The organism is Escherichia sp. S10b (assembly GCF_028421345.1).
Classification (GTDB): Bacteria; Pseudomonadota; Gammaproteobacteria; order Enterobacterales; family Enterobacteriaceae; genus ECMA0423.
In genome coordinates this window covers 76,353-89,147 of the sequence record NZ_JAHZSO010000168.1, presented here as the reverse complement: position 1 = coordinate 89,147, position 12,795 = coordinate 76,353, and the positions used below count along the sequence as shown (strand labels likewise).

At 53.9% G+C, this 12,795-nt stretch carries 13 protein-coding genes; 11 read left to right on the top strand and 2 right to left on the bottom strand.

The window, feature by feature from the left end; genetic code table 11:
• Nucleotides 1-89 precede the first annotated feature (89 nt).
• From apbE to mqo, 5 genes are all read left to right on the top strand, one after another.
• Nucleotides 90-1,145, top strand: a complete 1,056-nt coding sequence (gene apbE, locus FTE26_RS17175) for an FAD:protein FMN transferase ApbE (protein ID WP_000406116.1) — start codon at nt 90-92, stop codon at nt 1,143-1,145.
• 73 nt (nt 1,146-1,218) lie between these two features.
• On the top strand, nt 1,219-2,283 hold the full coding sequence (ada, locus tag FTE26_RS17170) for a bifunctional DNA-binding transcriptional regulator/O6-methylguanine-DNA methyltransferase Ada (RefSeq protein ID WP_000786385.1): 1,065 nt from the start codon (nt 1,219-1,221) through the stop codon (nt 2,281-2,283).
• On the top strand, nt 2,283-2,933 hold the full coding sequence (gene alkB / locus FTE26_RS17165; RefSeq protein WP_000884942.1) for a DNA oxidative demethylase AlkB: 651 nt from the start codon (nt 2,283-2,285) through the stop codon (nt 2,931-2,933). The genes ada and alkB overlap by 1 nt, the downstream gene beginning before the upstream one ends.
• 75 nt (nt 2,934-3,008) lie before the next feature.
• Complete coding sequence (yojI, locus tag FTE26_RS17160) at nt 3,009-4,652, top strand: microcin J25 efflux ABC transporter YojI (RefSeq protein WP_000422188.1); 1,644 nt, start codon at nt 3,009-3,011, stop codon at nt 4,650-4,652.
• 217 nt (nt 4,653-4,869) lie between these two features.
• A complete protein-coding gene (mqo, locus tag FTE26_RS17155) occupies nt 4,870-6,516 on the top strand; it encodes a malate dehydrogenase (quinone) (RefSeq protein ID WP_000758074.1) in 1,647 nt (548 codons plus the stop codon).
• Between the two features lie 148 nt (nt 6,517-6,664).
• Here mqo and eco read toward each other — a convergent pair whose 3' ends face one another.
• Together eco and yojO are read right to left on the bottom strand one after the other, a co-directional pair.
• On the bottom strand, nt 6,665-7,174 hold the full coding sequence (gene eco / locus FTE26_RS17150; RefSeq protein ID WP_000712252.1) for a serine protease inhibitor ecotin: 510 nt from the start codon (nt 7,172-7,174) through the stop codon (nt 6,665-6,667).
• Between the two features lie 113 nt (nt 7,175-7,287).
• Entirely contained in the window at nt 7,288-7,452 is a 165-nt protein-coding gene (gene yojO / locus FTE26_RS17145; RefSeq protein WP_001296837.1) for a protein YojO, read from the bottom strand.
• 108 nt (nt 7,453-7,560) lie between these two features.
• Here yojO and napF point away from each other — a divergent pair, with 108 nt between their 5' ends.
• From napF to napB, 6 genes are read left to right on the top strand one after another with little or no spacing between them, the layout of a single operon-like run.
• Nucleotides 7,561-8,055, top strand: coding sequence for a ferredoxin-type protein NapF (napF, locus tag FTE26_RS17140; protein WP_000686723.1), 495 nt, complete (start codon nt 7,561-7,563; stop codon nt 8,053-8,055).
• A complete protein-coding gene (gene napD, locus FTE26_RS17135; protein WP_000557378.1) occupies nt 8,045-8,308 on the top strand; it encodes a chaperone NapD in 264 nt (87 codons plus the stop codon). The genes napF and napD overlap by 11 nt, the downstream gene beginning before the upstream one ends.
• The gene (gene napA, locus FTE26_RS17130) at nt 8,305-10,791 is read left to right on the top strand and encodes a periplasmic nitrate reductase subunit alpha (protein ID WP_000778067.1); all 2,487 of its coding nucleotides are present in this window, start codon (nt 8,305-8,307) and stop codon (nt 10,789-10,791) included. The genes napD and napA overlap by 4 nt, the downstream gene beginning before the upstream one ends.
• Nucleotides 10,792-10,797: 6 nt before the next feature.
• A complete protein-coding gene (gene napG, locus FTE26_RS17125) occupies nt 10,798-11,493 on the top strand; it encodes a ferredoxin-type protein NapG (protein ID WP_000091291.1) in 696 nt (231 codons plus the stop codon).
• On the top strand, nt 11,480-12,343 hold the full coding sequence (gene napH, locus FTE26_RS17120; RefSeq protein WP_000013506.1) for a quinol dehydrogenase ferredoxin subunit NapH: 864 nt from the start codon (nt 11,480-11,482) through the stop codon (nt 12,341-12,343). The genes napG and napH overlap by 14 nt, the downstream gene beginning before the upstream one ends.
• Nucleotides 12,340-12,789 (top strand): nitrate reductase cytochrome c-type subunit, encoded by a 450-nt coding sequence (gene napB / locus FTE26_RS17115; protein WP_000835177.1) that lies wholly within the window; start codon nt 12,340-12,342, stop codon nt 12,787-12,789. The genes napH and napB overlap by 4 nt, the downstream gene beginning before the upstream one ends.
• Nucleotides 12,790-12,795: the final 6 nt, after the last annotated feature.

Here is a 12,795-nt window from a genome sequence, read left to right as displayed (position 1 = left end):
GGCCTGCGGGCCCTTTTTTCATTGTTTTCAGCGTACAAACACAGTTTTTTGGTGTACTCTTGCGACCGTTCGCATGAGGATAATCACGTATGGAAATAAGCTTTACCCGCGTGGCACTGCTGGCTGCCGCGCTCTTCTTTGTTGGTTGCGATCAAAAACCACAAACCGCCAAAACCCACGCTACTGAAGTTACCGTTCTTGAAGGCAAAACTATGGGTACCTTCTGGCGTGCCAGCATCCCGGGCATTGACGCCAAACGCAGTGCCGAACTTAAAGAAAAGATTCAGACCCAGCTGGACGCCGACGATCAGCTGCTTTCGACCTATAAAAAAGATTCCGCGCTGATGCGCTTTAACGATTCGCAAAGTTTATCGCCGTGGCCGGTAAGTGAAGCGATGGCCGATATCGTCACCACCTCGCTGCGCATTGGCGCAAGGACCGATGGTGCGATGGATATAACCGTCGGGCCGCTGGTGAATCTGTGGGGCTTTGGCCCGGAACAACAGCCGGTTCAAATTCCGAGCCAGGAACAGATCGATGCGATGAAAGCCAAAACCGGCTTACAGCACCTGACGGTCATTAATCAGTCGCATCAGCAATATCTGCAAAAAGACCTACCGGATTTATATGTCGATCTCTCCACCGTCGGTGAAGGTTATGCGGCGGATCACCTGGCACGCTTGATGGAGCAGGAAGGGATTTCCCGCTATCTGGTGTCGGTGGGCGGCGCGCTGAACAGCCGTGGTATGAACGGTGAAGGCCTGCCGTGGCGGGTAGCGATTCAAAAACCAACCGATAAAGAAAACGCGGTTCAGGCTGTGGTGGATATCAACGGTCATGGTATTAGCACCTCTGGCAGTTACCGTAACTATTACGAACTGGACGGCAAACGTCTTTCTCATGTTATCGATCCGCAAACCGGGCGTCCCATCGAACACAATCTGGTATCCGTGACGGTGATTGCTCCGACGGCGCTGGAAGCCGATGCCTGGGATACTGGCTTGATGGTACTCGGGCCGGAGAAAGCCAAAGAGGTTGTTCGCCGGGAAGGGCTGGCGGTTTATATGATCACCAAAGAAGGCGATAGCTTTAAAACCTGGATGTCACCACAGTTTAAAAGCTTCCTTGTCAGCGAAAAAAATTAAAGCGCAAGATTGCTGGTTTTTGCGTGATGGTGACCGGGCAGACTAAAGGCTATCCTTAACCAGGGAGCTGATTATGAAAAACGCCACATGCTTAACTGACGATCAACGCTGGCAATCTGTCTTAGCCCGCGACCCGAATGCCGACAGCGAATTCGTTTTCGCCGTGCGCACCACAGGCATCTTTTGCCGTCCGTCTTGCCGCGCCAGACATGCCTTGCGGGAAAATGTCTCCTTCTACGCAAATGCCTGCGAGGCACTCGCCGCCGGATTTCGCCCCTGCAAACGCTGCCAACCTGATAAAGCCAATGCCCAGCAACATCGGTTGGATAAAATCACCCACGCGTGTCGACTGCTGGAACAGGAAACGCCTGTAACGTTGGAAGCCTTAGCCGATCAGGTGGCGATGAGTCCGTTCCATCTGCATCGGTTGTTTAAAGCGACTACCGGAATGACGCCTAAAGCCTGGCAACAGGCCTGGCGCGCTCGCCGTTTGCGCGAATCGCTGGCGAAAGGGGAGAGCGTGACGACGTCTATTCTTAACGCCGGATTCCCCGACAGCAGCAGTTACTACCGCAAAGCCGATGAAACGCTGGGCATGACGGCTAAACAATTCCGTCACGGTGGCGAAAATCTGGCGGTGCGTTACGCGCTGGCTGATTGTGCGCTGGGGCGTTGCCTGGTGGCAGAAAGCGAGCGGGGGATTTGCGCGATATTACTGGGCGATGATGACGCGACACTAATCAGCGAGTTGCAGCAGATGTTTCCCGCTGCCGACAACGCGCCTGCCGATCTGATGTTTCAGCAACATGTGCGTGAAGTGATCGCCAGCCTCAATCAACGCGATACGCCGCTGACGTTACCGCTGGACATTCGCGGCACTGCTTTTCAGCAACAAGTCTGGCAGGCACTGCGCACGATACCTTGCGGTGAAACCGTCAGTTATCAGCAACTGGCTAACGCCATCGGCAAACCGAAAGCGGTACGGGCCGTTGCCAGCGCCTGTGCCGCCAACAAGCTGGCTATCATAATACCCTGTCATCGGGTGGTCCGTGGTGATGGCACACTTTCCGGTTACCGCTGGGGCGTGTCGCGTAAAGCGCAACTGCTGCGCCGCGAAGCTGAAAATGAGGAGAGGTAATGTTGGATCTGTTTGCCGATGCTGAACCGTGGCAAGAGCCACTGGCGGCTGGAGCGGTAATTTTGCACCGTTTTGCTTTTAACGCTGCGGAGCAACTGATCCGCGATATTAATAACGTTGCCAGCCAGTCGCCGTTTCGCCAGATGGTCACCCCCGGGGGATATACCATGTCGGTGGCGATGACCAACTGTGGGCATCTGGGCTGGACGAGCCATCGGCAAGGTTATCTCTATTCGCCCATTGATCCGCAAACAAATAAACCGTGGCCCGCCATGCCACAGAGTTTTCATAATTTATGTCAACGTGCGGCTACGGCGGCGGGCTATCCAGATTTCCAGCCAGATGCTTGTCTTATCAACCGCTACGCTCCTGGCGCGAAACTGTCGCTGCATCAGGATAAAGACGAACCGGATCTGCGCGCGCCAATTGTTTCTGTTTCTCTGGGCTTACCCGCGATTTTTCAATTTGGTGGCCTGAAACGTAATGATCCGCTCAAACGTTTGTTGTTGGAACATGGCGATGTGGTGGTATGGGGCGGTGAATCGCGGCTGTTTTATCACGGTATTCAACCGTTGAAAGCGGGGTTTCATCCACTCACCACCGACTGCCGCTACAACCTGACATTCCGTCAGGCAGGTAAAAAAGAATAAAAATAAGAATTATTATTGCTGTGCGCGCGAAGATGTTTAAACTGCGGGCTGTAATTCATTGTCCGGGTTTTCTGCATGGAACTTCTTGTACTTGTCTGGCGGCAGTATCGCTGGCCATTTATCAGTGTGATGGCGCTAAGCCTCGCCAGTGCGGCATTAGGCATTGGCTTAATTGCTTTTATCAATCAGCGCCTTATCGAAACGGCGGATACCAGTCTGCTGGTGTTGCCGGAGTTTCTTGGATTATTACTGCTGTTGATGGCAGTCACTCTCGGATCGCAACTGGCGCTCACCACTTTGGGGCATCACTTCGTTTACCGACTGCGTAGTGAATTTATCAAGCGGATTCTGGATACCCACGTCGAGCGCATTGAACAACTCGGTAGCGCCTCGTTGCTGGCGGGATTAACCAGCGATGTGCGCAATATCACCATTGCTTTTGTGCGTCTTCCGGAACTGGTGCAGGGGATCATTCTCACTATCGGTTCCGCGGCGTATCTGTGGATGCTGTCGGGCAAAATGTTGCTGGTAACGGCTATCTGGATGGCGATCACCATCTGGGGTGGTTTTGTACTGGTGGCGCGGGTGTACAAACATATGGCGACCCTGCGTGAAACCGAAGACAAGCTGTACACGGATTTTCAAACCGTACTCGAAGGGCGCAAAGAGCTGACTCTGAACCGGGAACGCGCCGAGTATGTGTTTAACAACCTCTACATCCCCGATGCGCAAGAGTATCGCCATCATATTATCCGCGCAGACACCTTCCATCTTAGCGCCGTGAACTGGTCAAACATCATGATGCTGGGCGCTATCGGCCTGGTGTTCTGGATGGCGAACAGTCTCGGTTGGGCTGATACCAACGTTGCTGCGACCTATTCGTTGACGCTGTTATTCCTGCGTACGCCGCTGCTTTCGGCGGTTGGCGCATTGCCGACGCTGCTGACGGCGCAGGTGGCGTTTAACAAGCTGAACAAATTCGCGCTCGCGCCTTTCAAAGCTGAGTTTCCGCGCCCGCAGGCTTTTCCCAACTGGCAAACGCTGGAGCTGCGTAACGTGACGTTTAGCTATCAGGATAACGCGTTTTCCGTTGGGCCGATTAACCTCACCATTAAACGTGGCGAGCTGCTGTTTCTGATTGGTGGCAACGGTAGTGGAAAATCGACGCTGGCGATGTTGCTGACGGGCTTGTACCAGCCACAAAGCGGCGAAATCTTGCTGGATGGCAAACCTGTCAGTGGCGAACAACCGGAAGATTATCGCAAACTGTTTTCGGCAGTGTTTACCGATGTCTGGCTGTTTGATCAACTGCTGGGGCCGGAGGGTAAACCCGCTAACCCGCAACTGGTTGAGAAGTGGCTGGCGCAGCTGAAAATGGCTCATAAGCTTGAGTTAAGCAACGGGCGTATTGTTAACCTGAAGTTATCAAAAGGGCAGAAAAAACGCGTGGCGCTGTTGCTGGCGCTGGCAGAAGAACGCGATATTATCCTGCTGGATGAATGGGCGGCGGATCAGGATCCACACTTCCGTCGTGAGTTTTATCAGGTGTTGCTGCCGCTGATGCAGGAGATGGGTAAAACTATTTTCGCTATCAGTCATGATGATCATTACTTTATCCACGCCGACCGCCTGCTGGAAATGCGCAATGGGCAACTTAGCGAGCTGACGGGCGAAGAGCGCGATGCCGCTTCGCGTGATGCCGTTGCCCGGACGGCATAATATTACGACGCTGACCTGGCGGACTGCTGCCGTCAGGTCAATATGCTAAAAATCCCTTCATTTCTAATAACCCTATAATTAATCAACGAAATTATAATGTTTCTAAAATTAGAATATAATTTATAAACATTATTTAAATGTTGTTACTTAAGTGTTACCGTTGATGCCGCGCAAATCTCACCTGCAATAAAGCGACTAAAAGTAAGGCATTAACAAGATGAAAAAAGTGACTGCCATGCTCTTCTCGATGGCCGTGGGGCTTAATGCCGTTTCGATGGCGGCAAAAGCGAAAGCGTCCGAGGAGCAGGAAACTGATGTACTGTTGATTGGCGGCGGCATTATGAGCGCCACGTTGGGGACCTATTTACGCGAGCTGGAGCCTGAATGGTCGATGACCATGGTGGAGCGCCTGGAGGGTGTCGCGCAGGAGAGTTCGAACGGCTGGAATAACGCCGGAACCGGGCATTCTGCACTGATGGAACTGAACTACACCCCGCAAAACGCCGATGGCAGCATCAGTATTGAAAAAGCAGTCGCCATTAACGAAGCATTTCAGATTTCCCGCCAGTTCTGGGCGCACCAGGTTGAGCGCGGCGTGCTGCGTACTCCGCGTTCATTTATCAATACCGTTCCGCATATGAGCTTTGTCTGGGGCGAGGATAACGTTAATTTCCTGCGCGCCCGTTACGCCGCGTTGCAACAAAGCTCGCTGTTTCGCGGTATGCGTTACTCTGAAGATCACGCGCAGATCAAAGAGTGGGCACCGTTAGTGATGGAAGGGCGCGATCCGCAACAGAAAGTGGCAGCCACGCGTACGGAAATTGGTACCGATGTGAACTACGGCGAGATCACCCGCCAGTTAATTGCTTCCTTGCAGAAGAAATCTAACTTCTCGCTGCAACTCAGCAGCGAAGTCCGCGCCCTAAAGCGTAATGACGATAACACCTGGACCGTTACCGTTGCCGATCTGAAAAACGGCACTGCACAGAACATCCGCGCCAAATTTGTCTTTATCGGCGCGGGCGGTGCGGCGCTGAAGCTATTACAGGAATCGGGGATTCCGGAAGCGAAAGACTACGCCGGTTTCCCGGTGGGCGGACAGTTCCTTGTTTCGGAAAACCCGGACGTGGTTAATCACCATCTGGCGAAGGTTTACGGTAAAGCATCCGTTGGCGCACCACCGATGTCGGTTCCGCATATCGATACCCGCGTTCTGGACGGTAAACGCGTAGTGCTGTTTGGGCCATTTGCCACCTTCTCAACCAAATTCCTCAAAAACGGTTCATTGTGGGATCTGATGAGTTCCACCACCACCTCTAACGTGATGCCGATGATGCACGTCGGGCTGGATAATTTCGATCTGGTGAAATATCTGGTGAGTCAGGTGATGTTGAGTGAAGAGGATCGTTTTGAAGCGTTGAAAGAGTACTATCCGCAGGCAAAAAAAGAGGACTGGCGTTTGTGGCAAGCGGGGCAGCGCGTGCAGATTATCAAGCGTGATGCCGAGAAAGGTGGCGTACTGCGTCTGGGTACTGAAGTGGTCAGTGACCAGCAAGGGACCATTGCCGCGCTGCTGGGGGCATCGCCAGGGGCGTCAACCGCCGCGCCGATTATGTTGGATCTGCTGGAAAAAGTATTTGGCGATCGCGTTTCCAGCCCGCAATGGCAGGCTACGTTGAAAGCGATCGTTCCGTCTTATGGACGCAAGCTGAACGGTGATGTAGCGGCAACAGAACGCGAGTTGCAGTACACCAGCGAAGTGCTGGGGCTGAAATACGACAAGCCGCAGGCAGCAGATAGTACGCCAAAACCGCAGTTGAAACCGCAACCCGTTCAAAAAGAAGTGGCGGATATTGCGTTGTAATGATGTGCCACATCCGGCATGGTATGCCGGATGTGGCGTATGCTGATAAGACGCGCCAGCGTCGCATCAGGCACCGGCTCGGGCGTTAGATGTCGGATGCGGCGTGACCGCCTTATTCGGCCTACGGGGTGCCGCACTTCACAGCATTTTAGCGAACTACCGCGTTGTCAATTTTCTCTTCCGCCTTCCAGACGCGGTACTTCACATCTACATTGTCTGGCGTATACACCACGATCGGCAGCTTGCTGTTGTAACGCAGCATTCCAGCATCGCCCAGATACGCGGTGACAAATTTCTTCTCTTTCTTGCCATCCGGGCAGGCCATCATCGTGGAAACCGGCGAGCTAACTTTATCAAAGACATAATAATCATAGCCCCAGCCTTCCAGCGTTTTGCTTTCCAGCTTCCCGCCGAGACGATGCAAATTGCAATCGACTTCCAGCGTCTGACCGATTAACAGTTCTACTTTCAGGGTAGATTCATCTTCTTGCGGGGTTAACTGAATCACCTGACGCTTCATCCCTTTTTCAGCTTGTGGATAAGGCGCGATTTTTTCCAGTGGCTGGACGCTTTCTGCCGCCCAGGCGGAAGTGGTAGCGAAAGCGGCAAACAATACTGCAGGTAGAATGGTCTTCATTTTTTTGCTTTCCTTCTTCATTTATAGGTTTTCACCGATGATGTCGCTGAAGGTTAACATATTCATCAGATTTATTAATTTGCTTTATGAATAACTTAAAGAACATTCAGACAATTTTACCTGCTCTTTTAGTGTTAAATTCTGATGAGGGAGCAAACCAGCAGAAATATCTCTGGTGAATTAATCGCTATATAAATATGTTTATAACCATTTGAAATGTGAGCAAAAGCCCGTTTTTGCCACGCTTCCCGCCACTCTTTTGATCCTGCTACAGGTTTTACCCCGATCGGGGTATGCATCTTTGACACATCCTTTAATATCTTAGCGGCTATAAAAATGGCTTATTAATTATGCGGTTTATTTGGTCGCTCTCAATTTTCAGAGCGCGTTAATGATGGAAGGTCAATGTGAAGATTGATGCATCCCGTCGGGGCATACTCACTGGTCGCTGGCGCAAAGCCAGTAACGGTATCCGTCCACCCTGGTCCGGTGATGAATCTCATTTTCTGACCCATTGCACCCGTTGCGACGCCTGTATTAATGCTTGTGAAAACAACATTCTGCAACGCGGCGCGGGCGGCTATCCGAGCGTTAATTTCAAAAATAACGAGTGCAGCTTCTGTTACGCCTGCGCGCAGGCTTGCCCCGAATCGCTATTTTCTCCGCGCCACACCAGGGCCTGGGATTTGCAGTTCACCATTGGGGACGCGTGCCTGGCGTATCAGTCAGTTGAATGCCGCCGCTGTCAGGATAGCTGTGAGCCAATGGCAATTATCTTTCGCCCGACGCTCTCCGGAATCTACCAGCCGCAACTTAATAGCCAACTTTGCAACGGATGTGGAGCATGTGCAGCCAGCTGTCCGGTATCAGCCATAACTGCGGAGTATCTCCATGCACACTAACTGGCAAGTTTGCAGCCTGGTCGTGCAGGCCAAAAGCGAACGAATTTCAGACATCAGCACCCAACTGAACGCCTTTCCCGGCTGTGAAGTTGCTGTCAGCGACGCGCCGAGCGGTCAGTTGATTGTGGTGGTGGAAGCAGAAGACAGCGAAACGCTGATCCAAACCATTGAGTCAGTACGCAACGTAGAGGGCGTGCTGGCGGTGTCGCTGGTTTATCACCAGCAGGAAGAGCAAGGTGAGGAAACACCATGAAACTCAGTCGTCGTAGCTTTATGAAAGCTAACGCCGTTGCGGCCGCTGCGGCGGCTGCCGGTCTCAGCGTGCCGGGCGTTGCCCGCGCCGTTGTTGGTCAGCAGGAAGCCATTAAATGGGATAAAGCGCCGTGCCGTTTCTGCGGTACTGGTTGCGGCGTTCTGGTCGGAACGCAGCAGGGGCGTGTGGTGGCCTGTCAGGGCGACCCGGACGCACCGGTTAACCGTGGCCTGAACTGCATTAAGGGCTATTTCCTGCCCAAGATCATGTACGGTAAAGACCGTTTGACGCAGCCGCTGCTGCGTATGAAAAACGGTAAATATGACAAAGAAGGCGAATTTACCCCAATCACCTGGGATCAGGCCTTCGATGTGATGGAAGAGAAATTCAAAACCGCCCTGAAAGAAAAAGGACCGGAATCGATCGGTATGTTCGGTTCTGGTCAGTGGACTATCTGGGAAGGTTATGCCGCGTCCAAGCTGTTCAAAGCGGGCTTCCGTTCGAACAACATCGACCCGAACGCACGTCACTGTATGGCGTCGGCAGTAGTTGGCTTTATGCGTACCTTTGGTATGGATGAGCCGATGGGCTGCTATGACGACATCGAGCAGGCTGACGCGTTTGTGCTGTGGGGCGCTAACATGGCGGAGATGCACCCGATCCTCTGGTCACGCATCACTAACCGTCGTCTCTCTAACCAGAACGTCACCGTGGCGGTGCTTTCTACCTACCAGCATCGTAGCTTCGAGCTGGCGGATAACGGCATCATCTTTACGCCGCAATCTGACCTGGTGATCCTGAACTACATCGCCAACTATATCATTCAAAACAATGCGATAAATCAGGACTTCTTCAGCAAGCACGTTAACCTGCGCAAAGGGGCGACGGACATCGGCTACGGTTTACGTCCGACCCATCCGCTGGAAAAAGCAGCGAAGAATCCGGGTTCTGACGCCTCCGAACCGATGAGCTTTGAAGATTACAAAGCCTTCGTTGCTGAGTATACGCTGGAAAAAACCGCTGAAATGACCGGCGTGCCGAAAGACCAGTTAGAACAACTGGCGCAGCTGTATGCCGATCCGAACAAGAAAGTCATCTCCTACTGGACGATGGGCTTCAACCAGCATACCCGTGGTGTGTGGGCCAACAACCTGGTCTACAACCTGCACCTGCTGACCGGCAAAATTTCCCAGCCGGGTTGCGGTCCGTTCTCCCTGACCGGGCAACCTTCTGCGTGTGGTACTGCGCGTGAAGTGGGCACCTTTGCTCACCGTCTGCCTGCGGACATGGTGGTGACTAACGAGAAACACCGTGATATCTGTGAGAAGAAGTGGAATATCCCGAGCGGCACCATTCCGGCGAAAATCGGTCTGCACGCGGTGGCACAAGACCGTGCGCTGAAAGACGGCAAGCTGAATGTTTACTGGACCATGTGTACCAACAACATGCAGGCCGGGCCGAACATCAATGAAGAGCGTATGCCGGGCTGGCGCGATCCGCGCAACTTCATCATCGTCTCCGATCCGTATCCGACAGTCAGTGCGCTGGCCGCCGACTTGATCCTGCCGACCGCAATGTGGGTAGAGAAAGAGGGCGCTTACGGTAACGCCGAACGCCGTACTCAGTTCTGGCGTCAGCAGGTACAGGCGCCAGGCGAAGCGAAATCGGATCTCTGGCAGTTAGTCCAGTTCTCCCGCCGCTTCAAAACTGAAGAAGTATGGCCGGAAGAGCTGCTGGCGAAGAAACCGGAACTGCGTGGCAAAACGCTGTACGAAGTTCTGTATGCCACCCCCGAAGTGAGCAAATTCCCGGTATCCGAACTGGCGGAAGATCAGCTGAACGATGAATCCCGCGAGCTGGGCTTCTATCTGCAAAAAGGGCTGTTCGAAGAGTACGCATGGTTTGGTCGCGGTCACGGTCACGATCTCGCGCCGTTCGATGACTACCACAAAGCGCGCGGTCTGCGCTGGCCGGTGGTGAACGGTAAAGAAACACAGTGGCGTTACAGCGAAGGTAACGACCCGTACGTGAAAGCGGGCGAAGGCTATAAGTTCTACGGTAAACCGGATGGCAAAGCGGTGATCTTCGCACTGCCGTTCGAACCGGCGGCGGAAGCACCGGATGAAGAGTACGACCTGTGGCTCTCTACCGGACGCGTTCTGGAGCACTGGCACACCGGCAGTATGACTCGCCGTGTGCCGGAACTGCACCGCGCCTTCCCGGAAGCGGTCTTGTTTATTCACCCGCTGGATGCGAAAGCGCGCGATCTGCGCCGTGGCGACAAAGTGAAAGTGGTTTCTCGCCGTGGCGAAGTGATCTCGATTGTTGAAACGCGCGGTCGTAACCGTCCGCCACAGGGCCTGGTGTACATGCCGTTCTTCGACGCCGCACAGCTGGTTAACAAACTGACGCTGGATGCGACCGATCCGCTCTCGAAAGAGACGGACTTCAAGAAGTGCGCAGTCAAACTGGAGAAGGTGTAAGCCATTATGTCCCGGTCAGCGAAACCTCAAAATGGTCGCCGCCGCTTTCTGCGCGATGTCGTTCGCACAGCAGGCGGGCTGGCTGCCGTGGGTGTGGCGCTGGGGTTACAACAGCAAACCGCACGCGCATCTGGCGTGCGGTTGCGCCCGCCCGGAGCCATAAACGAGAACGCCTTTGCCAGTGCCTGTGTGCGTTGCGGTCAGTGTGTTCAGGCTTGCCCTTACGACACCTTAAAACTGGCGACGCTGGCCTCTGGTCTGTCGGCGGGCACGCCATATTTTGTCGCACGGGATATTCCTTGCGAAATGTGTGAGGACATTCCGTGCGCCAAAGTGTGCCCAAGCGGTGCGCTGGATCGTGAGATTGAATCGATCGACGACGCGCGGATGGGGCTGGCGGTACTGGTGGACCAGGAAAACTGTCTCAACTTTCAGGGGCTGCGCTGCGATGTTTGTTATCGCGAATGCCCGAAAATTGATGAGGCCATCACCCTGGAGCTGGAGCGCAACACGCGTACCGGTAAGCACGCCCGCTTTCTGCCGACGGTTCACAGCGACGCCTGTACCGGTTGCGGTAAGTGCGAAAAAGTATGCGTGCTGGAACAACCGGCAATCAAGGTGTTACCGCTGTCACTGGCGAAAGGGGAGTTAGGTCACCATTACCGCTTCGGTTGGCTGGAGGGGAACAATGGCAAATCGTAAACGTGACGCCGGGCGCGAGGCGCTGGAGAAAAAAGGCTGGTGGCGCAGTCACCGTTGGCTGGTGTTACGTCGCCTTTGTCAGTTCTTCGTGCTGGGGATGTTTTTGAGCGGTCCGTGGTTTGGTGTGTGGATCTTACACGGTAACTACAGCAGTAGCCTGTTATTCGACACCGTTCCGCTGACCGATCCGCTGATGACGCTGCAAAGTCTTGCCAGTGGTCATCTGCCTGCCACGGTGGCGTTGACCGGTGCGGTGATTATCACCGTGCTCTACGCCCTGGCGGGAAAGCGATTATTTTGCAGCTGGGTCTGCCCGCTGAACCCGATTACCGACTTAGCGAACTGGTTACGCAGGCGCTTTGACCTCAATCAGTCTGCGACGATCCCTCGCCACATTCGCTACGTGCTGTTGGTGGTCATTCTGCTGGGATCGGCCTTAACTGGCACGCTCATCTGGGAATGGATCAACCCCGTATCTCTGATGGGGCGCAGCCTGGTAATGGGCTTCGGCAGCGGCGCGCTGCTTATTCTCGCGCTGTTTTTATTTGATCTACTGGTCGTTGAACACGGCTGGTGCGGGCACATTTGTCCGGTTGGCGCGCTGTATGGCGTGCTGGGTAGCAAAGGTGTGATTACCGTTGCGGCCACCGATCGGCAGAAATGTAACCGCTGTATGGATTGTTTTCATGTTTGCCCGGAACCGCATGTGCTACGTGCCCCGGTGCTGGATGAACAAAGCCCGGTGCAGGTCACCAGCCGCGATTGCATGACGTGCGGTCGCTGCGTGGATGTCTGTTCTGAGGATGTATTTACAATAACTACACGATGGAGTTCGGGAGCGAAATCATGAAAAGCCATGACCTGAAGAAAGCGCTGTGTCAATGGACGGCGATGCTGGCCCTGGTGGTAAGCGGCGCGGTTTGGGCGGCTAATGGCGTCGATTTTAGCCAGTCGCCGGAAGTATCCGGGACACAGGAAGGGGCCATTCGGATGCCAAAAGAGCAGGAACGGATGCCGCTGAACTATGTGAATCAGCCGCCAATGATCCCGCATAGCGTTGAAGGTTATCAGGTAACGACCAATACCAACCGCTGCTTGCAGTGCCACGGTGTCGAAAGTTATCGCACCACTGGCGCGCCGCGTATCAGTCCTACTCACTTTATGGACAGCGACGGCAAAGTGGGCGCGGAAGTGGCTCCGCGTCGTTATTTCTGTCTGCAATGTCACGTACCGCAGGCCGATACCGCGCCAATCGTGGGGAATACCTTTACCCCATCAAAAGGTTACGGGAAATAAGAGGTT